Annotated in this window: 22 protein-coding genes; 8 read left to right on the forward strand and 14 right to left on the reverse strand. The window is 64.8% G+C overall.

From position 1 onward, the window contains the following. The first annotated feature begins 7 nt into the window (after nucleotides 1-7). Nucleotides 8-1102: a GGDEF domain-containing protein gene (locus FY036_RS23405; protein WP_235897780.1), complete on the forward strand. Its 1095-nt coding sequence runs from the start codon at nucleotides 8-10 to the stop codon at nucleotides 1100-1102. 7 nt (nucleotides 1103-1109) lie between these two features. Here FY036_RS23405 and FY036_RS23410 read toward each other — a convergent pair whose 3' ends face one another. Next, nucleotides 1110-1448 carry a hypothetical protein gene (locus FY036_RS23410; protein ID WP_148917092.1) on the reverse strand — a complete coding sequence of 113 codons (339 nt, stop codon included), beginning with the start codon at nucleotides 1446-1448 and terminating at the stop codon, nucleotides 1110-1112. A gap of 209 nt (nucleotides 1449-1657) precedes the next feature. Between FY036_RS23410 and FY036_RS23415 the strand changes: the two genes are divergently transcribed. Next, nucleotides 1658-3433, forward strand: coding sequence for a diguanylate cyclase (locus FY036_RS23415; RefSeq protein WP_148917093.1), 1776 nt, complete (start codon nucleotides 1658-1660; stop codon nucleotides 3431-3433). A 2-nt stretch (nucleotides 3434-3435) separates the two neighbouring features. Here FY036_RS23415 and upp read toward each other — a convergent pair whose 3' ends face one another. Both upp and FY036_RS23425 read right to left on the reverse strand, forming a co-directional pair. Next, the gene (gene upp / locus FY036_RS23420) at nucleotides 3436-4065 is read right to left on the reverse strand and encodes a uracil phosphoribosyltransferase (RefSeq protein ID WP_148917094.1); all 630 of its coding nucleotides are present in this window, start codon (nucleotides 4063-4065) and stop codon (nucleotides 3436-3438) included. A 91-nt stretch (nucleotides 4066-4156) separates the two neighbouring features. Next, the gene (locus FY036_RS23425) at nucleotides 4157-5137 is read right to left on the reverse strand and encodes an adenosine deaminase (protein WP_148917176.1); all 981 of its coding nucleotides are present in this window, start codon (nucleotides 5135-5137) and stop codon (nucleotides 4157-4159) included. A gap of 112 nt (nucleotides 5138-5249) precedes the next feature. Between FY036_RS23425 and ubiE the strand changes: the two genes are divergently transcribed. The 6 genes from ubiE to FY036_RS23455 all read left to right on the forward strand — a co-directional run bounded on the left by ubiE (nucleotide 5250) and on the right by FY036_RS23455 (nucleotide 10130). Beyond that, entirely contained in the window at nucleotides 5250-6026 is a 777-nt protein-coding gene (gene ubiE / locus FY036_RS23430) for a bifunctional demethylmenaquinone methyltransferase/2-methoxy-6-polyprenyl-1,4-benzoquinol methylase UbiE (RefSeq protein ID WP_148917095.1), read from the forward strand. Between the two features lie 13 nt (nucleotides 6027-6039). Then, the gene (gene ubiB / locus FY036_RS23435; RefSeq protein WP_148917096.1) at nucleotides 6040-7614 is read left to right on the forward strand and encodes a 2-polyprenylphenol 6-hydroxylase; all 1575 of its coding nucleotides are present in this window, start codon (nucleotides 6040-6042) and stop codon (nucleotides 7612-7614) included. Between the two features lie 73 nt (nucleotides 7615-7687). Then, nucleotides 7688-7963, forward strand: a complete 276-nt coding sequence (locus FY036_RS23995; RefSeq protein ID WP_201744845.1) for a FitA-like ribbon-helix-helix domain-containing protein — start codon at nucleotides 7688-7690, stop codon at nucleotides 7961-7963. Further along, nucleotides 7960-8364, forward strand: a complete 405-nt coding sequence (locus tag FY036_RS23445; protein ID WP_148917097.1) for a type II toxin-antitoxin system VapC family toxin — start codon at nucleotides 7960-7962, stop codon at nucleotides 8362-8364. Before FY036_RS23995 ends, FY036_RS23445 begins: the two co-directional genes overlap by 4 nt. A 12-nt stretch (nucleotides 8365-8376) precedes the next feature. Beyond that, nucleotides 8377-9603, forward strand: a complete 1227-nt coding sequence (coaBC, locus tag FY036_RS23450; protein WP_148917098.1) for a bifunctional phosphopantothenoylcysteine decarboxylase/phosphopantothenate--cysteine ligase CoaBC — start codon at nucleotides 8377-8379, stop codon at nucleotides 9601-9603. After that, a complete protein-coding gene (locus FY036_RS23455) occupies nucleotides 9600-10130 on the forward strand; it encodes a GNAT family N-acetyltransferase (protein WP_148917099.1) in 531 nt (176 codons plus the stop codon). Before coaBC ends, FY036_RS23455 begins: the two co-directional genes overlap by 4 nt. Here FY036_RS23455 and FY036_RS23460 read toward each other — a convergent pair. From FY036_RS23460 to FY036_RS23510, 11 genes are all read right to left on the reverse strand, one after another. Next, nucleotides 10127-10516, reverse strand: a complete 390-nt coding sequence (locus FY036_RS23460) for a VOC family protein (RefSeq protein WP_148917100.1) — start codon at nucleotides 10514-10516, stop codon at nucleotides 10127-10129. The two genes, FY036_RS23455 and FY036_RS23460, sit on opposite strands and share 4 nt — an antisense overlap. Nucleotides 10517-10534: 18 nt before the next feature. Further along, on the reverse strand, nucleotides 10535-10900 hold the full coding sequence (locus FY036_RS23465) for a VOC family protein (RefSeq protein ID WP_148917101.1): 366 nt from the start codon (nucleotides 10898-10900) through the stop codon (nucleotides 10535-10537). Further along, nucleotides 10897-11913 carry an SRPBCC domain-containing protein gene (locus FY036_RS23470; protein ID WP_148917102.1) on the reverse strand — a complete coding sequence of 339 codons (1017 nt, stop codon included), beginning with the start codon at nucleotides 11911-11913 and terminating at the stop codon, nucleotides 10897-10899. The genes FY036_RS23465 and FY036_RS23470 overlap by 4 nt, the downstream gene beginning before the upstream one ends. Next, complete coding sequence (locus FY036_RS23475) at nucleotides 11913-12356, reverse strand: SRPBCC family protein (RefSeq protein WP_148917103.1); 444 nt, start codon at nucleotides 12354-12356, stop codon at nucleotides 11913-11915. Before FY036_RS23475 ends, FY036_RS23470 begins: the two co-directional genes overlap by 1 nt. Next, entirely contained in the window at nucleotides 12353-12700 is a 348-nt protein-coding gene (locus FY036_RS23480; protein ID WP_148917104.1) for an ArsR/SmtB family transcription factor, read from the reverse strand. Before FY036_RS23480 ends, FY036_RS23475 begins: the two co-directional genes overlap by 4 nt. A gap of 110 nt (nucleotides 12701-12810) precedes the next feature. Beyond that, nucleotides 12811-14124 carry a thymidine phosphorylase gene (deoA, locus tag FY036_RS23485; protein ID WP_148917105.1) on the reverse strand — a complete coding sequence of 438 codons (1314 nt, stop codon included), beginning with the start codon at nucleotides 14122-14124 and terminating at the stop codon, nucleotides 12811-12813. A gap of 8 nt (nucleotides 14125-14132) precedes the next feature. Further along, entirely contained in the window at nucleotides 14133-14939 is an 807-nt protein-coding gene (locus tag FY036_RS23490) for a purine-nucleoside phosphorylase (protein WP_148917106.1), read from the reverse strand. Continuing rightward, nucleotides 14936-15328, reverse strand: coding sequence for a cytidine deaminase (locus FY036_RS23495; protein WP_148917107.1), 393 nt, complete (start codon nucleotides 15326-15328; stop codon nucleotides 14936-14938). Before FY036_RS23495 ends, FY036_RS23490 begins: the two co-directional genes overlap by 4 nt. 58 nt (nucleotides 15329-15386) lie before the next feature. Further along, complete coding sequence (locus FY036_RS23500) at nucleotides 15387-16358, reverse strand: ABC transporter permease (protein WP_148917108.1); 972 nt, start codon at nucleotides 16356-16358, stop codon at nucleotides 15387-15389. Nucleotide 16359: 1 nt separating this feature from the next. Further along, nucleotides 16360-17499 (reverse strand): ABC transporter permease, encoded by a 1140-nt coding sequence (locus FY036_RS23505; RefSeq protein ID WP_148917109.1) that lies wholly within the window; start codon nucleotides 17497-17499, stop codon nucleotides 16360-16362. Further along, nucleotides 17496-19028 carry an ABC transporter ATP-binding protein gene (locus tag FY036_RS23510; protein ID WP_148917110.1) on the reverse strand — a complete coding sequence of 511 codons (1533 nt, stop codon included), beginning with the start codon at nucleotides 19026-19028 and terminating at the stop codon, nucleotides 17496-17498. The genes FY036_RS23505 and FY036_RS23510 overlap by 4 nt, the downstream gene beginning before the upstream one ends. Nucleotides 19029-19140: the final 112 nt, after the last annotated feature.

The raw sequence follows: 19140 nt of genomic DNA on the forward strand, positions 1-19140 counted from the left end.
TAGACTGATGATGCAGGCCTCGGAACAGCCTGAACCACGCCGTGCGGACACGATGGTCAACCGTCCCGACACGGCCACGACCGTCGTGCTCACCATGAGGCAGCTTGGCATCGTGCCGCTGCCGCGCAACTACGAGCTGTTCTACGAAGCCGTCACCACGGGAAACCGGGAGCTAACCGACGCGCTTTCCGCACTGGGCGGCCGGCCGACCCAGAAGCAGATCGACGAGGTGGCGCACCGCTTCCTCAATCGCGGCAACGAGCATGCGGCCGATGAGGCGCGCGACACCATCAGCACCAAGCTCGACGAAATCCTCGGATTGCTCAAGAAAGAGCGCAATTCGATGGAGACCTACGGCAAAATCCTGGGCGAAACCTCGAACGGACTGACGGGCCGGCAGGCCATCACCCGCGAGTTCCTGGAAAAGATCGTCAGCGTGACGGCCACGGCCACCCGCACCTCGATCGAAAGCCAAAGCAACATCGTTTCGTCTATAACCGACAAGTCGCAGGAGCTGCACGAGGTCAAGTCGAAGCTTGAGGAGTACAAGCGGCTGGCCGACACCGATGCACTCACGCAGATCCAGAATCGCCGTGCTTTCGACCGTGCCGTGTCTGCGATCTACGAAAGCAATCGGGGCATAGCCTTCGGCGCGCTGATCCTCGCGGACATCGACAGCTTCAAGACCGTCAACGACCGTTTCGGCCATCCGGTAGGCGACCGCATCATCCAGATCGTCGCGAGCATCATTCGCTCGACCGTCAAGGATGGGACGTTCGTGGCGCGGACGGGCGGCGAGGAATTCGCCGTCATCCTGGAAGGCTCAGGCGAGGACGCGACCCACAGGCTGGCCGACGAAATCCGGCAGGCCATCATGGAAGCGCCCTTCGTCAACGTGTCGAACGGCACCAATTACGGCCCGATCACGGTTTCGCTGGGCATATGCATGGCCACGCAGGCGCGCGGGCCGGACGATCTCTACGTGAAGGCCGACCGGGCGCTCTATGCCTCCAAGGCGGCCGGACGCAACCGCGTCACGCGGTTCTCGTCGATCAACGAGGGTGCGTTTTCCAAGAGCTGGCTGCTCTATCGCAGCAAGTGAGCGTCGGTCAGCGAGCCGAAAGATAGGGGCCCACCGTGATGAGCCCTATCGCCACGATGGCTGCGAGGATGCCGAGGCCCTGCAGCGTATGCACCTTCTCGCCGAACCACAGGAAGGCGACGAGGTTGACCGCGACCAGCTGGATGACCGCCGACAGGCTCAACGCCACGCCCATGCCGAACTCGCGTATCAGACGCAGCATGATGAGGTTTCCGGCCGTGTAGAGGGCAAGAACGAGCGCAAGCCGCCAGTGGGTGGGCGCCATCGTCCAGCCCTTGGCAGCGCTGGCCGCGAGAACGAAAATCACGGTCGATGCACCGAGTTGAAGCAGGCCCGAATAGGTCACGGTATCTCCGGCAGAACAGGACGGCGCATGCGACGCTTGCGCATCTTCGATCTGCTCCCACCGCCGCGTTTCGTCAAGCGCGAGGCGTTGCCAGAGCGGCCGCGATCATGTACCAGCACCGACTTTCTTAACCCGACGTAAGATTCCGGCCAGCTAAATGAGCTAGGCGGTTGCGGGTGGCGCATCGTCGCCGACATGACAGGCAACACATGGCAGGCAGCATAACCACGTCGATCAGCCGCAGAGTCGGTTCAAGCCTGCGCCTGCGCGTCCTGATGCTCACGCTTGCCGCCTTCGTGGCGGTTGCCGTTCCGGCCGCTGCGGCCTTCGTGTGGATCGTGGATCGTACGGTGGTGACGCTGGGCACCATGTTCGCCGAGCGCCAGATTCTCTATGACCGCTATCGTGGGCTGGAGGTGCTGCGCCGCGAGGTGGCGCTGGCCGAGACGCTGATGCGCTCACCCACCATCATCGACTGGGCGCTCGACGAATTCGACCGCGACCGCTACGCGCGCGGCATCGCGGAGCTGGAGCATTTCCGACGCACCTTCGTGGATCGCAGCTACTTCTTTGTCGTCGGCGCTTCCGGCAACTACTATTTCAACGACCATGACGGCACCTATACCGGCGCGCAGCGGCGCTATGCCGTCTCGCCCGCCAACCCCAACGACGAGTGGTACTACAAGACGCTGGCGGCAGGCCCCGGCTGCCACCTCAACGTCAACCATGACGACGTGCTGAGCGTGACCAAGGTGTGGATGAACTGCGTCGTCGAGCATGAGGGGCGCATACTCGGGCTCGTGGGCACCGGCATCGACCTGACGATGTTCCTGCGCAACGTGGTCGAGACCGACCAGAACGGCGTCGAGAGCATGTTCGTGGACCGGTCGGGCGCGGTGCAGGCCAGCCGCGACGAGAGCCTCATCGACTTTCGCAGCCTGACCAAGGAGGACGACGCCAAGACGACCTTCTTCCAGCTGCTCGAAAACGCCGGCGACCGCACGGCCTTCGCGGCTATGATGCGCGAGGTGACCGACCAGGGCACCGATGCCGCGTCGGCGCGCTTCATGAACGTCAACGGCACGAAGATGCTGGTGGGGATCGGCCATCTGCGCGAGCTGGGCTGGTACAACGTCACCATCATGGATGTCGACCAGATCATCGATCGCCGCCTGTTCGGCCCCATCGCGTGCCTGCTGGGCCTGATGATGCTGGCCGCAGCGGCACTGGTGACCCTGCTGTTCAAGCGCAGCGTGCTCGACAGGCTGCAACGGGCGGAGGCGTCGATGCAGCGCATCGAGGCAGGCGACTTCTCGCAATCGGTCGAGGAACGGGGGACGGACGAGATCGCCCGGCTGTCGCGTGCCCTCAACCGGATGGCGCTCGCCGTCGGCACGGATCGCGCAGAGCTGGAAGAGGCCGTGCGCCAGCGCACGGAACAGCTCGAGCGCATCGCCTATGTCGACCAGCTGAGCGGCGTGCTGAACCGCCGCGGCTTCATCGAGGCCTATACGCAGGAAGAGCGACGCCTCGCCATCGACGAGGCCCTGCCCGGTCTCCTGATCCTCGACATCGACAACTTCAAGACGGTCAACGACAACCATGGCCACATCGTCGGCGACGAGGTGATCGCCGAGGTAGCCAGGCGCCTGCTGGACGTCACGCGTGAGCAGGATCTGTGCGCGCGCTGGGGTGGCGACGAGTTCGTCGTGATCGTAAAATCCTGCGATGCGCGCGCGCTGGCCGGCATCGGCAGCAAGATCCTCGACGCGATCCGCGCCCGCCCGGTCGAGCTTCTCGACGGCACGATGCTGCGCATCGGCACGTCGATCGGCGCGCATCTGGTGGAGCCGGCCGATACGCTGGAAAGTGCGGCGAGCAAGGCCGACCTCGCGCTCTATGCTGCCAAGCGGCAAGGCCGCAACCGCATGGTCGTATACGACCGCGAGGCGCACGGCCCCGCCAAGGTCAGCGACGTGGCCTGAAGCTATTTGGTGCCGTACATGCGGTCGCCCGCATCGCCGAGGCCCGGCACGATATAGCCCTTCTCGTTGAGCTTCTCGTCTATCGACGCCGTGAAGACCGGCACGTCCGGATGCGCCTTCGTGAAGCGCTCGATACCCTCCGGTGCGGCCAGAAGGCACAGGAAGCGCAGGTTGGTCGCGCCGCGCTCCTTGAGCTTGTCGATGGCTGCTATGGCGGAGTTGGCGGTCGCCAGCATGGGATCGACCACAATGACGAGGCGATCTTCCAGATTGCTGGGCGCCTTGAAGAAATACTCCACCGCCTGAAGCGTATCGTGGTCGCGGTAAAGCCCGATATGGGCGACGCGCGCCGCCGGGACGAGATCGAGCATGCCGTCAAGCAGCCCGTTGCCGGCGCGAAGCACCGAGGCGAAGACCAGCTTCTTGCCTTCCAGGGTGGGCGCCTCCATCGGCATCAGCGGGGTCTCGATGGTGCGCGTCGTCAAATCCAGGTCGCGCGTGACCTCGTAGCACAGCAGCAGCGATATCTCGCGCAGCAGCCGCCGGAAGCCGGCCGTCGAGGTCTCCTTGTCGCGCATGATGGTGAGCTTGTGCTGGACAAGCGGGTGATCGACGACCGTGACGCCCTTCATGTTTCTTTCTCTCCGAACAGATTGATCGGCGCGATAGTAGCGGCAGATGCGCCGGCGAGATACCGCGCCGGCTGCCGCAACCACAGTTTTGTCAGGCTTTGGGCGCGGCCGCGTCCAGCCTGGCGAGCAGGGCGGTGCGCGTCTTCCTGTCCACGAAGGCGGCTTCGATGGCGGTGCGCGTCACCGCATGCAAATCCTTCTGCGACAGGCCGAAATGCTCGGCCGCGACCTCGTATTCGCGTTTCAGCGTCGTCCAGAAATAGGGCGGGTCGTCGGAGTTGAGCGTGACCTTGCAGCCCGCCTTGCGCAGGGCCGGGAACGGATGTTCGGCAAACGAAGGAAAGACCTTCAGCTCGATGTTGGAGACCGGACAGACCTCCAGCACGATCCCCTCCTCCGCGATGCGCCTGACGAGATCGGGATCCTCGATGGCGCGGACGCCGTGGCCGATGCGGGACGGGCGGATATGGTCCAGCGCGTCGCGAACGCTTTCCGCCCCGCCGAACTCACCCGCGTGGATCGTGATGCCCAGCCCAGCCTCGCGCGCGATCTCGAAGGCGCGGACGTAGTCCTCCATAGTACCGATGCGCTCATCGCCCGCCACGCCGAAGCCGGTGACCAGCGGATGGCCGCAGGTGGCGGCAAAGCGCGCCGCCTTCTCGATCGATTCGACGCCGACATGGCGCACGCCGGTCACGATCATCCTGCCCTCGATGCCGGTCTTGGCCTTGGCGCGGGCCATGCCCTCGCCAAGCGCGTCGGTGTAGGCCTTGGGCGACAGGCCCGCCTTCATCGCATGGTCGGGCGAGGTGAAGACCTCCGAATAGATCGCGCCGTCGCGGGCAAGGCTGGTAAGGTAGTGCTCGGAAAGCCGGGCATAGTCTTCCTCGGTGCGAAAAAGGTCTGCTGCAAAGTCGTAGGCGGCCAGAAAGGACGTGAAGTCGTGCCACACGAACGAGCCATCCTTGATGAACGGCTCGGTAGACTGGTTGTATTTTCGCGCCTGCTGGATAACCAGCTCGGGCGCGGCGGCCCCCTCGATGTGGCAATGCAGTTCGGCCTTCAGCGCCATCGCAGTCTCCAGTGTCGTCTGCCGCGAGGCGCGGCCGTTCATCGCGGCATCGACAATAGCGCCCCGTTTCCCGATCGGCTATGGTCCCGCCGAAATTCGAACGGGTGAAGATATGTCGGAACAGCGCACGACCGCCACGGGCGGCATGGAAACGGCCTACGGCTTTCGCGAGGTCGGCGCGGGCGAGAAGCAGGGCCTCGTCAACGAGGTTTTCCACAAGGTCGCAGGCCGCTACGATTTGATGAACGACCTGATGTCGGGCGGGCTGCACCGGTTGTGGAAGGACGCCATGGTGACATGGCTGAACCCGCCGAAGCAGCCGGGCTGGCGCGTGCTGGACGTAGCCGGCGGCACCGGTGACATCGCGTTTCGCATGATCGAGGCGTCCGGCCGTAACGGACATGCGACCGTGCTCGACATCAACGGATCGATGCTTGGGGTGGGCGAGGAGCGCGCGCAAAAGCGCGGGCTGGCCGACAATATCGACTTCGTGGAGGCGAATGCCGAGGAGCTTCCGTTCGAGGATCGCAGCTTCGACGCCTATACGATCGCGTTCGGCATCCGCAACGTGCCGCGCATCGAAAAGGCGCTGGAAGAAGCCTATCGCGTGCTCAAGCCCGGCGGGCGTTTCCTGTGCCTGGAATTTTCCGAGGTCCAGATGCCGCTTCTGGACAAGGCGTACGAGGCCTGGTCTTTCAACGCCATACCGCGCATCGGCGAAATGGTTGCCGGCGAGGGCGAGCCCTACCGCTATCTGGTCGAATCGATCGCTCGCTTCCCCAACCAGCAGAACTTCGCCGCGATGATCCGCAAGGCCGGCTTCGACCGGGTGACGTGGCGGGATTATTCGGGCGGCATCGCAGCGCTTCATTCCGGCTGGAAGCTGTGAGGCGGCCGGCCCTATGAGCACACCAGCAGCCTATTTCCGGCTGGCCCGCGCCGGCTGGATCCTGACACGCGAGGGCGTCTTCGCCTCCCTGCCCGGAGACCAGCTCACCGGCCTTCCCAAGTCCGGCTGGCGGATGGCGAAGCTGCTTGCCCGGGGAAGAGCCAAGGGCAGCGAGCGCAGCCTGCGCATGTCGCGCGCCATCGACAAGCTCGGCCCGTCCTACGTCAAGCTGGGGCAGTTCCTCGCCACGCGGCCCGACGTGGTGGGCGCCGAGGTGGCAACCGACCTCGCCAACCTTCAGGACCGGATGAAGACCTTCCCGACGGCGGAAGCGGTGGCCGAGATCGAGGAATCGCTGGGCCGGCCGATGAGCGAGCTTTTCGCGCATTTCGACGAGCCAATCGCGGCCGCCTCCATCGCGCAGGTGCATCCGGCCTCGGTTGCGCGCGACGGGGCGCCGCAGAAGGTGGCGGTCAAGGTCATCCGTCCCGGCGTGCGGCGGCGCTTCTACAACGATCTCGAAAGCTACTTCCTCGCCGCGCGGCTGCAGGAACGTTTCTTGCCGGCCACCAGGCGGCTGAAGCCGGTGGAGGTGACCCAGACGCTGGCGCAGACCACCAAGATCGAAATGGATCTGCGGCTGGAAGCGGCCGCCCTGTCCGAGCTCGGCGAGAACACGAAGGACGATCCCGGTTTTCGCGTGCCATGGGTGGACTGGGAGCGCACCGGCCGCGACGTCGTCACCATGGAGTGGATCGACGGCGTCAAGATGAACGACATCGAGGGGCTGCGAGCGGCAGGGCACGACCTGAAGGCACTGGGGGCGTCGCTGATCCAGTCGTTCCTGCGCCACACGCTGCGCGACGGCTTCTTCCATGCCGACATGCATCCCGGCAACCTGTTCGTGGAAGCCGACGGCACCATCGTGGCGGTGGACCTCGGCATCGCCGGCCGGCTGGGCAAGAAGGAGCGCCGCTTCCTCGCCGAAATCCTCTACGGTTTCATCACGCGCGACTATCTGCGCGTGGCAGAGGTGCATTTCGAGGCCGGCTACGTGCCGCGCAGCCATGACGTGCACGCCTTCGCGCAGGCCATCCGCGCCATCGGCGAACCGATCCACGGGCAGCCTGCCGAGACGATCTCGATGGCGCGCCTGCTCACCCTGCTATTCGAGGTAACCGAACTCTTCGACATGGCGACGCGGCCCGAACTCGTGCTGCTCCAGAAGACCATGGTGGTGGTGGAGGGCGTGGCGCGCACGCTGGACCCGGCCTTCAACATGTGGAAGGCGTCGGAGCCGGTCGTGGGCGACTGGATCAGGGCCAATCTGGGTCCCCGCGGTCTTCTTGAGGATGCAAGGGATGGTGCGGGAGCGCTTCTGTCTCTCGCCCGCCAGGCCCCGGAGATCGCCGCGCGCACCGAAAGGCTGTCGCGCGAGATCGATGCGATGGCGGAAAACGGGCTACGTTTCGACGACGACACGGCGGCGCGGATCGGCAAGGCCGAGGCACGCCACACCCGCTCCGGACGCGTGGCGCTCTGGGTCATTGCCGCGACGCTCGTGTTCATTGCCTGGCAGATCACGTGATTGCAACGCCATCATTGATAGCATTGCAATCAAACCCTATCGGTCATATCTTGTCGATCGACAGGAGGCAGCCATGGGCAGCATGACCGTTCGAAAGATCGATGACGAGGTGATGCGCGACCTGCGGATCAGCGCGGCAAAGCGCGGCGTATCCATGGAACAGGAAGCGCGCGACCGTCTGCGCAGACCGCTGCAGGAGTCGGAGAAAGCCGAGGTGCCTACTTCCGACAGTGTGGATGTTCAGACGAGGGTCAATGAAATCCTTGCATTCGGTCGGCGCCTACCCAACGTCGAATTCGACCAGAAGCAGGTTTTCGACGAACTCTATGAATATCTTGAGCGCGAATGATCGCACTTGATTCTTCTGCGATTGTTGCAATCCTCAAGCAGGAGTCGGATGCGGGTCTGATCGCGCGAGCCCTTGCCGAAGAACGTCGACTGTTTATGAGCGTCGGTTCGTACATCGAATGCGCGATAGTTATCGGCTCCAAGCTCGGCGACCGGGGCATGAAGGAGTTTCGCGCGCTCCTCGCACACTTGCGGGTGGAACTCGTCCCAGTCGACGAACGGCAGGCATTGCTCGGTGTCGAGGCACATCGCCGCTACGGTCGCGGTTCCGGACATCCGGCCAGCCTAAACTTCGGAGACTGCTTCTCCTACGCGCTGGCGAAATCGCGAAACCTGCCGCTCCTGTTCAAGGGCGACGATTTCGTCCATACCGACATCGAACCGGCCCTCAAACCGGCCTGAGGCGGCGCAGACATGACCCTTTCCGGCAAACGCATCCTGCTCATCATCGGTGGCGGCATCGCGGCCTATAAGTGCCTCGACCTCATCCGCCGCCTGCGCGAGCGCGGGGCTTCGGTGCGCTGCGTGATGACATCCGCCGCTCAGGAGTTCATCACCCCGCTGGCGGTCGGTGCACTTTCGGCCGACCACGTCTTCACCGACCTGTTCGACCGGCAGGACGAACACGATATCGGCCATATCCGCCTGTCGCGGGAGGCCGACCTGCTGGTCGTCGCGCCCGCGACGGCCGACCTGATGGCCAAGATGGCGAACGGGCTTGCCAACGATCTCGCCTCGACCGTGCTGATGGCGACGGACAAGAAGGTGCTCGTTGCGCCGGCGATGAACCCGCGCATGTGGGCCCATCCTGCGACCGCGCGCAACCGCACGACACTGGAAGCCGACGGCATCGCCTTCGTCGGACCTGCGCGCGGTGAAATGGCCGAAAGCGGAGAGGCGGGCGAAGGCCGCATGGCCGAACCTCTCGACATCGTAGCGGCCATTGAGGGGCGGCTGGCGCCTTCGGCAAGGCCGCTGGCCGGCAGGCGGATCGTCGTGACCTCCGGCCCCACCCACGAACCTATCGACCCGGTGCGCTACATCGCCAACCGCTCGTCGGGCAAGCAGGGCCACGCCATCGCGGCAGCGCTTGCGAGACTGGGCGCAGACGTCCGGCTCGTCGCCGGCCCGGTCAACGTTCCCGATCCTGCCGGCGTGAAGGTCGCCCATGTCGAGACGGCCCGCCAGATGAAGGACGCCGTGGAAGCGGCACTGCCTGCCGATGCAGGCGTCTTCGTCGCAGCCGTCGCCGACTGGCGAGCCGAGGGCGAGACCGGCCAGAAGATCAAGAAGGAAGAGGGCAAGGCCCCACCTGCCCTTCAGATGGTCGAGAACCCCGACATACTGGCCACCATCGGCCACCACCCGCAAAGGCCCGGGCTGATTGTCGGCTTTGCCGCCGAGACGCAGAACCTCGTCGACAACGCACGCAGAAAGCTGGCGAAGAAGGGAGCCGACATCATCGTCGCCAACGACGTGTCCCACGACAGCGGCGTCAACGCGACCGGCGTCATGGGAGGAGACCGCAATCTCGTCCGCATCGTGTCTGCCGATGGTGTCGAGGAGTGGCCCGAAATGACCAAGGACGAGGTTGCCGCGCGGCTTGCAGCGCTGATCGCAGAGCGGCTGACGGGCGAATGAGCGCGGTCCCCGTTCTCGACACAGAACGTCTGGTGCTGCGGGAGCATCGCGAGGACGATCTAGCGGACTATGCCGCGCTGTGGAGCGACCACGAGGTGGTCCGGTTCATCACCGGCAAGCCGCTCGACCGGGCGGAATGCTGGACGCGCATCCTGCGCTTTCGCGGCATGTGGGCGGTAATCGGCTACGGTTTCTGGATCATCGAGCACAGGCAAAGCGGCAAGGTGATCGGCGAGGCCGGCATCATGGATGCCAAGCGGGACATGACGCCTTCGCTGGACGGGACGCTGGAAGCGGGCTGGGCGCTGCTTCCCTCCACCCACGGGCGCGGGTTGGCACGGGAGGCGATGACGGCAGTGCTGGGATGGGCCGATGCGCACCATCCGGAAACGCCGCAGAGTTGCATCATCAGCGAAGGCAACACGGCCTCGATAAGCCTCGCCGACCGGCTGGGCTTTCGCGAGACAGCGCGCGGCCCGCATCTGGGCTCGACGGTGATCCACTTCCGCCGCCGCCCGCATTTCTAGCCCTCGACCAGCAAGATGAGGTTGCCGCAGCCATCCTCGAAGGTCGCCATCACCGGCAAGCCCGGCGCCGGCGCGGCAGGTTCGCTGCGAAACGTGACACCCAGCTTCGTCAGACGCTCGTATTCTGCCTGCACGTCGTCGCATCCAAGCTGGGTGAAAGGGATGCCGCGATCGTAGAGCGCCTTCTGGTATTCCCGCGCGAAATCCATGCCCGCAGGTTCCAGCAACAGTTCCACGCCCGAACCGTCGGCGGCCTGCACCGTGAGCCAGCGCGCGCCGCCGGCAGGCACGTCGTGCTTCTTCACGAAACCCAGCTTGCCGACGTAGAAGTCTTCCGCCTTCTGCTGGTCGAGAACCATCACGTCGGACAGGTTGCACCGTATCATTGCCTTACTCCCTCGATTTCACCAGGCTCCCGCCTTCTCGTCCACGAGATGGATGATGGAGGACGGGCTCGATACCCAGAACCCTCGAAAATTCGGTCCCAACGGCTCGATCTCGTCGCAACGCACCACGGCGGCCTGTTCGAGATGAGCCGCTGCCGTGTCCATGTCGTCGGTGACGATCTCGAGCCAGAGTTCGGCCTGGCTCATGCCCGGCATCCGGTCGATCCAGAGCTGGTTGGCGCCGAAGTGGAAGCCAACCGCCGGCTCGTGTCCTTCGATCATCCTGAGCCCCAGCGTCTCGCGATAGAACCGGACGGTGTCGTCATACTGATGGGGCGGCACCTTGAGCGCGATGTTGCGCCCGCCTTCGAAATTCGTCGTCACAGTAGCTGCCTCAATTCGGGTTTATGATCGAACATCCGGTCGAGGAGATCGAGCCACATCGACCAACCCTCCCTTGCCGCCTCCACATCCTGCTCGGTCGGCCCTAGGCCATCCCAGCCATTGTCGAGACGCAGCAGCGTGCGGCCCTCGGACCTCCCGTGAAACGAGATCAGGATGAACTCGTCGAGGTACGGATTCGGCTCATCGGTATCGACCGCGAAAGTCATCCTGACGAAACGGCCGGGCTCCAGAGCCAGATATTTGCCCTTGTGGGCGAAGACTTCGCCGTCGTCGCCGTCGCTTTCGACACGATAGCTGCCGCCGACGCGAATGTCGGCCTCGACGCGGCCGAACCAGAGGTTCATGACTGCGAGGTCCGTCCATGCCGCATAAAGTGCGGCGGGCGTGGCATCGAATTCGCGCTCGACCCGAACCGCGTGCTGCGGGGTCGTTCCCTGTTCGGACAGGAAACGGAAGCGGCAGCGATAGACGCCTTCGAGCCGGGCATGCGCGCTCCAGAAGCCGCGTGGCGTGTCGCCTTTCAGGCGGTCGATCAGGATGCCCAGATGCGCATCCCAGCCGCTAGCAACGCTGACCATCGTGTCGCTGTCGGCGAGCCGCCTGTGGGTCAGCACCAGCAGCACGTCGCGCCCCTCGGGGTAGAGCTCGAACGTCACCTCGCTCGATCCGTTGTCGCCCGGCCATGTGTAGGCGAGCACGCGCGGTGGGTCCCATTGCGTCACCTCGCCGAACATCGGCGGGCTGTTCTCGAAGCCGCGGTAGCGCGCAGGCGTTTCCTCGTGCGAAAGCTCGCGATGGCGAAACAGATGCTCGACGCGGCCGCCGGCATGAGCCTGCATGGGCCCCGCAGCCAGCCACTGCCCGCGCTTTTGCGGATCCGTCAGATAATCCCACACGCGCTCGGCGGGACCGGGGAGCAGGCGCTCTATGCGCACGGTGCGGGGCTCGGTGACGATGCCCTGACCGTCGCTCTCAGGATCACGCATCGACATCAGCCTTCGACCTGTGCTGCAAGACCGCCGAGCAACTTCGTCCAGCCCTCCTTCGTCTGCTCGCCCCATTCGGCGAAGATTTCCGGCGACATCTCGCTGGTCAGCGTGAGTTCGCAGCCGCGGTCCAGGCGCTCGATGTCGATGGTCACGCGGTCATATTCCGGGCTGATCGACGGTACGGCGAAGGTGAAGACGAGCCTGCGCGGCCGGTCTATCACCAGATATTCGCCGACATGCTCCAGATCCGCGCCTTCGGCATCGCGCCTGACGAAGCTGAACGTGCCGCCCACGCGCGGGTCGGCTCGCGCCGCGACGATCTCGCCGGTTTCGTCCCTGAACAGCCAGTGGCGCGCCACCTCCACGTCCAGCCATGCGTCGAACACGCGCTCGGGCGCTGCATCGAAACGTCGCGTCACCTGCAAAGAGACGGTGTTTTGGGTCATCCTTTTTCTCCTTCGGCATCTTCCGCGCGCAACAGGCCTTCCAGCGCATCGAGATGGCGGGTCCAGAAGCGCTCGTAATAGCTGAGCCACGCTTCCGCCTCCGCCAGCCGCGCCGCGTCCAGCCGGCACAGATGGGTGCGTCCCCTAACCTCGCGGCGTACCAGACCGGCCGCCTCCAGCACCTTCACATGCTTTGAAGCGCCGGCCAGCGACATGGCGTAGGGGGCAGCAAGTTCGCCGACACTGCGTTCGCCCGTCGCCAGCTGCCGCAACATCGCGCGACGGGTCGTATCCGACAAAGCGTGGAAGACGGCGTCGAGCCGAACGGGATCAATCTCAACCATTCGGTTTAATTAAGGGTCGCCACGAAAATAGTCAACCGTTCGGTTTACGGTTTGGCGAGGATAGGTGCTTTTCCGGTAACCTCGGATGCGTTGCTGGGGATGATGGGAAGCTACGGCGTCACGCGCCGCAAAACCGTCTTGCCGGCACGGGGCCGGGCGTCGCCAAGCGTATAAGCGTCGAGCACCGCGGCCTCCGCCGCCGCTGCCTGGTCCTCATTCGCGGCATGAACAATTGCCAGCGTCTCGCCCCTTGCGACCTCCGCGCGTATGGGCAGCAGGGCGGTGATGCCGACGGAATGGTCGATCGCATCTTCCGGCCTGGTGCGTCCGCCACCCAGTGCGACGACCGCGATGCCGATGTCGCGCGACCGGATCGCGGTGACGAAGCCTGCTTCGCGCGCCTTGACCGGGCGAACGACAGCGGCCCTTGGCAGATATTTCGCGTGGTTCTCGACGAAGTCGCGGGGCCCGCCGAGTGCGGCAACCATGCGCCCGAAGACGTCGGCGGCCCGGCCGTTATTCAGCGCGTTGCGGGCCATCGCGAGGCCGTCCTTCTGGGTGCCGGCAATGCCTGACGACATCAGCATCTCGGCGGCCAGCGCCAGCGTCACCTCTTCAAGCCGTGCGTCGCGGAAGCGGCCGGTCAGGAAATCGACCGCGTTGGCCACCTCGACCGCGTTGCCGGCGGCGCTTGCGAGCGGCTGGTTCATGTCGGTTATCAGTGCCGTGGTCGGCAGGCCTGCGCCGTTGGCCACCTCGACGAGGCTGGAAGCGAGTGCGACCGCGCCTTTGGTGGTCGCCATGAACGCGCCGTTGCCGGCCTTCACGTCCAGCACGAGCGACTGCAGGCCGGCCGCCAGCTTCTTCGACAGGATCGAGGCGGTGATGAGCGGGATGGACTCGACCGTCGCGGTCACGTCGCGGATCGCGTAGAACCGCTTGTCGGCAGGAGCGAGATCCGCTGTCTGGCCGATGATGGCGCAGCCAACCTCGCGGACTACCTTGCGGAACAGCGCCTTGTCGGGCTGGCTTACGTAGCCCGGTATCGCGTCCATCTTGTCGAGCGTGCCGCCGGTGTGCCCCAGCCCCCGGCCCGAAATCATCGGCACGTAAGCACCGCAGGCGGCGACGATAGGCGCCAGCATCAGCGAGACGTTGTCGCCGACGCCGCCCGTTGAGTGCTTGTCGGTAACCGGCCCCGGAAGGTCGGACCAGTCGAGAACCGTGCCGGAATCGCGCATCGCCAGCGTCAGCGCCACCGCCTCGTCGCGCTCCATGCCATTCAGGAAAACGGCCATGGCGAGCGCGGCTACCTGCCCTTCGGAGAACGAACCCTTGCTAAGGCCCGTCACGAACGCCGCAATATCCGCCTTCGACAGCGGCTGGCCATCGCGCTTCTTCCTGACGATTTCCTGCGGCAGCATCGCTATGCCTATTCGTCCAGCATTCCGTCGGCGAACATCTTCTTCAATATCGCAGCCAGCCGCTTTCCGCCGAGCGGGGCCATGTCCTTGGTTTCCTGATGCGACAGCTCCTGTCCCGTCATGCCGGCGGCAAGATTGGTGACGACGGAGCAGGCCGCGACCCGCAGGCCGAGGAAACGGGCAAGGATCACTTCGGGCACGGTGGACATGCCCACCGCGTTCGCACCCATCACCCGCGCCATGCGGATTTCGGCCGGGGTCTCGAAGGAAGGCCCGGAGAACCACATATAGACACCCTGGTGCAGCGGCGTGCCGGTGGCCTCGGCGGCCTTCTCGAAGGCGGCGCGGATGCCGGCATCGTAGGCTTCCGTGAGGCCGACGAAGCGCTTGTCGGTCGGCTCGCCGAAGAGCGGATTGGTGCCCGAAAAATTGATGTGGTCGGTAATCAGCATCACCGAGCCCGGGCCCATGTCGGGTTCCAGCGAGCCGGCCGCATTGGTGAGGATCAGCTTCTCGATGCCGATGCCCGCCAGCGCTTCCAGCGCGGGCCGCATGGCGGCCGGGTTGCCGTGCTCGTAATAATGCGCGCGGCCTGCGAGCATGATGACCGGCGTTCCGGCCAGATCGCCTGCGACGAGCTGGCCAGCATGGCCGGTGACCCCGCTTTGCGGGAACACAGGCAGTTCGCCGTAGGGGATACGCACCGCATCCGTCACCTCATCCACCAGCCCGCCGAGGCCGGAGCCGAGAACCAGCGCCGTCTTGGGCGTCCGGCCTTCGAGCATTTCGGTAATCTTCGCTATGGTGCGATTCATTTCAAAGTGTCTCCGGCAAATCCGAGCGGCAGTATCTCGCCCATGGTCCATGTCTCGACGATGCCCGTCTCGTCGCAGAGATGCAGCTTCGCGTCCGGTCCGGCGAACTCAGCCAGACGTTGACGGCACCCGCCGCAGGGCGTGATCCGCGCCATCTTTTCGGCCACGACGGCGATCTCGGTGATCCTGCCGCCGCCGCCCATGATGTAGTGGCCGAGCGCGGTCGTCTCGGCGCACCACCCCTCGGGGAAGGACGCGACCTCGATGTTGGCGCCCGAATAGATGCGGCCATCCTCGGTACGGATCGCCGCTCCGACCGGGAACTTCGAATAGGGCGCATAGCACTTCGCCATCGCCGCCGTGGCGGCCTCGAACAGATCGTGCGACATGGCTATTTCCTCCGCATGATCCGGTCCGAAAACCGGCCTGCACTTTTCGGGGTCATGCTCAACGCTCCTTGACGTAGGGCACACCGCCGGCACGCGGCGGGATGGCCTTGCCGATGAAGCCGGCAAGCAGGATCACCGTCAGCACATAGGGCAGCGCCTGGAAGAACTGCACCGGAACGCGGCCGACCAGCGGCAGCGGCGTTCCCTGCAACCGGATCGCCAGCGCGTCGAGGAAGCCGAAGAGCAGGCAGGCGAACATGGCAGGCACCGGCCGCCACTTGGCGAAGATGAGAGCGGCAAGCGCGATGAAGCCGCGGCCGGCCGTCATGTCCTTGACGAAGCCGGCATTCTGCGTGAGCGCCAGGTAGCTGCCAGCAAAGCCGCACAGCGCGCCGGTGATGAGGACGGCGCGATAGCGCAGCCACGTCACCGAAATGCCCGCCGTGTCCACCGCCGACGGGTTCTCGCCGACCGCTCGCATCCGCAGGCCGAAACGGGTGCGGAACAGCACCCACCATGTCGCGAACACCATGAAGAAGGCGAAATAGGCGATGATCGAGTGGCCCGAAATCAGCTCGTAGTAGATGTAGCCGACGATCGGTATGTCGCGGGCGGCCTCGGCGAAGGGAAGCGTGATCGCGCCGAAGCGGCTGTCAGCGCCGAGCGACGGCGTGCGCCCGCCCTGGCTGAACCATGCCTGCCCCAGAATGATGGTGGAGCCGGCGGCGATGAAGTTGATCGCCACGCCGGACACGATCTGGTTGCCGCGATGGGTGATCGAGGCAAAGCCGTGCACTAGCGCCAGAAAGCCGGACACGAGAATGGCCGCACCCAGCCCGTACCATGCGGAACCATAGACCGCCGCGGCCGCGCCGGCAGCAAACGCGCCGGCCAGCATCTTGCCTTCGAGCCCGATATCGAACACGCCGGCGCGCTCCGAATAGAGACCTGCGAGGCAGGCCAGAAGCAGCGGGATCGACAGACGGATTGTGGAGTCGAGGATGACGACGAGGGCATTGAAATACTCCATCTCACGCCCCCTCGCGCTTGGCGGCGACGACGCCCGCCGACCGTGGACTGATGCTCGCGAACAGAGCCTGTATGGAGGGCCGGAACATGTGCTCCAGCGCGCCCGCAAACAGGATTACCAGACCCTGGATGATGACGATCATGTCGCGGCTGATGGAAGGCATCTCGAAGGCGAGTTCCGCACCACCCTGATAGAGCATGCCGAACAGGATGGCCGCGGGCACGATGCCGGCGGGATGCGAGCGCCCCATGAGCGCGACCGCGATGCCGACGAAGCCGGCGCCGGTCACGAAGTCGAGTTGCAGGCGGTTCTGGTCGCCCATCACGGGGTTGAGCGCCATCATGCCGGCCAGCGCGCCGGAGATCATCATGGTGATGATGATGATGCGCGCCTCGCCGATGCCGGCATAGCGCGCGGCCTTCGGGCTGAAACCCTGCGTGCGGATCTCGTAGCCGAGCCGCGTGCGCCAGATGAGCAGCCAGACGAGGAAGGCGCAGACGAGAGCCAGCAGGAACGAGATGTTGAAGGGCGAGGATCGCACGGCGAAGCCGAAGGATTCCATCAGCCAGTTCAGCTTGGGGAGCTGGCCGCCCTCGAGGAAGGTGCGGGTCTGCGGGGCCATGGAGCCTTGCGGCTTGAGCGGCCCGACCAACAGGTAGACCATCAGGCTGGCCGCGATGAAGTTGAACATGATCGTCGTGATGACGATGTGCGAACCGCGCTTTGCCTGAAGATAGGCCGGCACTAAGGCCCAGGCAGCGCCGACTGCGGCGGCACCGATGATGGCGAGCGGGAAGGTGAGCCACCACGGCAGGATGGAATCGAAAGTTAGGCACACCAGCGCCACGCCCAGCCCGCCGATATAGGCCTGCCCCTCGCCGCCGATGTTGAAGAGCCCGCCATGGAAGGCGACCGCCACCGCCAGGCCGGTGAAGATGAAGGAAGTCGAATAGTAGAGCGTGTAGGCGATGTTGCGGCCGGAGCCGAACGCGCCCTCCACCATGATGGCGGCGGCGCGGAAGGGGTTTTCGCCGACCAGCAGCACGACGAGGCCGGCGACCGCGAAAGCGACGATGAGGTTGATGACGGGGATGAGACCGTAATCGGCCCAGGCGGGCAGTCTGGCGTAAGGCGTGCTCATTGCGCCGCCTCCTGCCGCTCGACACCTGCCATGAGAAGACCGAGTTCGCCTTCGCTGGCTTCACCGTCACGCTCGCCGACGACGCGGCCGTCGAACATCACGAGAATGCGGTCGGACAGAGAACGTATCTCGTCTAGCTCGACCGAAACCAGAAGCACGGCCTTGCCGGCGTCGCGCATGGCGATGAGCCGCTTGTGGATGAACTCGATCGCGCCCACATCGACGCCGCGCGTCGGCTGACCAACGATGAGGACGCCGGGATCCTTCTCGATCTCGCGCGCCAGCACGATCTTCTGCTGATTGCCGCCGGAGAAGTTGGCCGTCTTCAGCCGCTCGTTGGAAGGGCGGATATCGTACTTCTCGATCTTGTCGCGCGCATCGGCCCGGATCGCCTCGATGTCGAGAAAAGGGCCCTTCAGATATTGCGCGTGGTCGTGATAGCCGAGGATGGAGTTTTCATACTCCTCGAACGGCAGCACGAGACCGACATAGTGGCGGTCTTCCGGCACGTGGGCCAGGCCGCGATCGCGAAGCTCGCCGGGATCGGCCGTTCCGGTGACGTCGATGGGCTTGCCGTCGAGAAGCACCGTGCCGGATTCGGCCCGGCGGATGCCGGCGATCGTCTCCAGCAGCTCGGACTGTCCGTTGCCCGCCACGCCCGCGATGCCGACTATCTCGCCCGCCCGCACATCCAACGACACGTCATCGACCATGGTGACGCCGCGCGAATCCTTCACAGTCAGATTCTTCACCGACAGCTTGAAATCGCCGGGCTTGCCCTCGTCCTTCTGCACCCGCAGCAGCACGCGGCGGCCGACCATCAGTTCGGCCAGTTCCTCCACCGTCGTTTCCGATGTCTTGCGGGTGGCGACCATCTGGCCCTGCCGCATGACCGACACGTTGTCGGTGATCGCCATGATCTCGCGCAGCTTGTGGGTGATGAGGACCACCGTCTTACCCTCGTCCTTGAGCTGGGCGAGGATGCGGAACAGGTGGTCGGCCTCTGCCGGCGTAAGCACGCCCGTCGGCTCGTCGAGGATGAGAATGTCGGCGCCACGATAGAGCGCCTTGAGGATTTCCACGCGCTGCTGGAGACCGACAGGCAGTTCCTCGATGATGGCGTTGGGGTTGACCTCAAGGCCGTATTCCTTCTCCAGCCGGATCAACTCGGAGCGCGCCTTGGCGATGGACGATTTGAGCAGCGCCTCGCCCTCGGCGCCCAGCATGACGTTCTCCAGAACCGTGAAGTTCTGAACCAGCATGAAGTGCTGATGAACCATGCCGATGCCGGTGGCTATGGCGTCGTTGGGGGTGCTGATGGTCGTCGGCTTGCCGTTGACGCGGATTTCGCCGCTATCGGCCTGGTAGAACCCGTACAGGATCGACATAAGCGTCGATTTGCCCGCGCCGTTCTCGCCGATGATGCCGTGGATGGTGCCGCGCGGGATTTCGAGATGAATGTCGCGGTTGGCGTGAACCGCGCCGAAACTCTTGTTTATGCCTGCAAGCTCGATCGCAGCGTCTGCCATATGCCCGATCAACCCCTCTGAACTCTTGTTTTTATCGTTTGGTCAAGACATCTAGCATGGCGCTTTCGCGCTTGCCAATCCGACCCGCATGCGCCCTCCCGCTTCACTCTCG

This window comes from Neoaquamicrobium microcysteis (genome assembly GCF_008180155.1).
Taxonomy (GTDB): domain Bacteria; phylum Pseudomonadota; class Alphaproteobacteria; order Rhizobiales; family Rhizobiaceae; genus Aerobium; species Aerobium microcysteis.

What these genes read in the sequence shown, in the direction of transcription:
- FY036_RS23455 (WP_148917099.1), top strand. Translation starts at nt 9,600, where the DNA reads ATGAGCGCGGTCCCCGTTCTCGACACAGAACGTCTGGTGCTGCGGGAG.
- FY036_RS23505 (WP_148917109.1), bottom strand. Translation starts at nt 17,499, where the DNA reads ATGAGCACGCCTTACGCCAGACTGCCCGCCTGGGCCGATTACGGTCTC.
- FY036_RS23405 (WP_235897780.1), top strand. Translation starts at nt 8, where the DNA reads ATGATGCAGGCCTCGGAACAGCCTGAACCACGCCGTGCGGACACGATG.
- coaBC (WP_148917098.1), top strand. Translation starts at nt 8,377, where the DNA reads ATGACCCTTTCCGGCAAACGCATCCTGCTCATCATCGGTGGCGGCATC.
- FY036_RS23500 (WP_148917108.1), bottom strand. Translation starts at nt 16,358, where the DNA reads ATGGAGTATTTCAATGCCCTCGTCGTCATCCTCGACTCCACAATCCGT.
- FY036_RS23495 (WP_148917107.1), bottom strand. Translation starts at nt 15,328, where the DNA reads ATGTCGCACGATCTGTTCGAGGCCGCCACGGCGGCGATGGCGAAGTGC.
- FY036_RS23415 (WP_148917093.1), top strand. Translation starts at nt 1,658, where the DNA reads ATGGCAGGCAGCATAACCACGTCGATCAGCCGCAGAGTCGGTTCAAGC.
- FY036_RS23460 (WP_148917100.1), bottom strand. Translation starts at nt 10,516, where the DNA reads ATGATACGGTGCAACCTGTCCGACGTGATGGTTCTCGACCAGCAGAAG.
- ubiB (WP_148917096.1), top strand. Translation starts at nt 6,040, where the DNA reads ATGAGCACACCAGCAGCCTATTTCCGGCTGGCCCGCGCCGGCTGGATC.
- FY036_RS23470 (WP_148917102.1), bottom strand. Translation starts at nt 11,913, where the DNA reads ATGTCGATGCGTGATCCTGAGAGCGACGGTCAGGGCATCGTCACCGAG.
- deoA (WP_148917105.1), bottom strand. Translation starts at nt 14,124, where the DNA reads ATGCTGCCGCAGGAAATCGTCAGGAAGAAGCGCGATGGCCAGCCGCTG.
- FY036_RS23475 (WP_148917103.1), bottom strand. Translation starts at nt 12,356, where the DNA reads ATGACCCAAAACACCGTCTCTTTGCAGGTGACGCGACGTTTCGATGCA.
- FY036_RS23425 (WP_148917176.1), bottom strand. Translation starts at nt 5,137, where the DNA reads ATGGCGCTGAAGGCCGAACTGCATTGCCACATCGAGGGGGCCGCCGCG.
- FY036_RS23480 (WP_148917104.1), bottom strand. Translation starts at nt 12,700, where the DNA reads ATGGTTGAGATTGATCCCGTTCGGCTCGACGCCGTCTTCCACGCTTTG.
- FY036_RS23490 (WP_148917106.1), bottom strand. Translation starts at nt 14,939, where the DNA reads ATGAATCGCACCATAGCGAAGATTACCGAAATGCTCGAAGGCCGGACG.
- FY036_RS23510 (WP_148917110.1), bottom strand. Translation starts at nt 19,028, where the DNA reads ATGGCAGACGCTGCGATCGAGCTTGCAGGCATAAACAAGAGTTTCGGC.
- FY036_RS23995 (WP_201744845.1), top strand. Translation starts at nt 7,688, where the DNA reads ATGGGCAGCATGACCGTTCGAAAGATCGATGACGAGGTGATGCGCGAC.
- upp (WP_148917094.1), bottom strand. Translation starts at nt 4,065, where the DNA reads ATGAAGGGCGTCACGGTCGTCGATCACCCGCTTGTCCAGCACAAGCTC.
- ubiE (WP_148917095.1), top strand. Translation starts at nt 5,250, where the DNA reads ATGTCGGAACAGCGCACGACCGCCACGGGCGGCATGGAAACGGCCTAC.
- FY036_RS23445 (WP_148917097.1), top strand. Translation starts at nt 7,960, where the DNA reads ATGATCGCACTTGATTCTTCTGCGATTGTTGCAATCCTCAAGCAGGAG.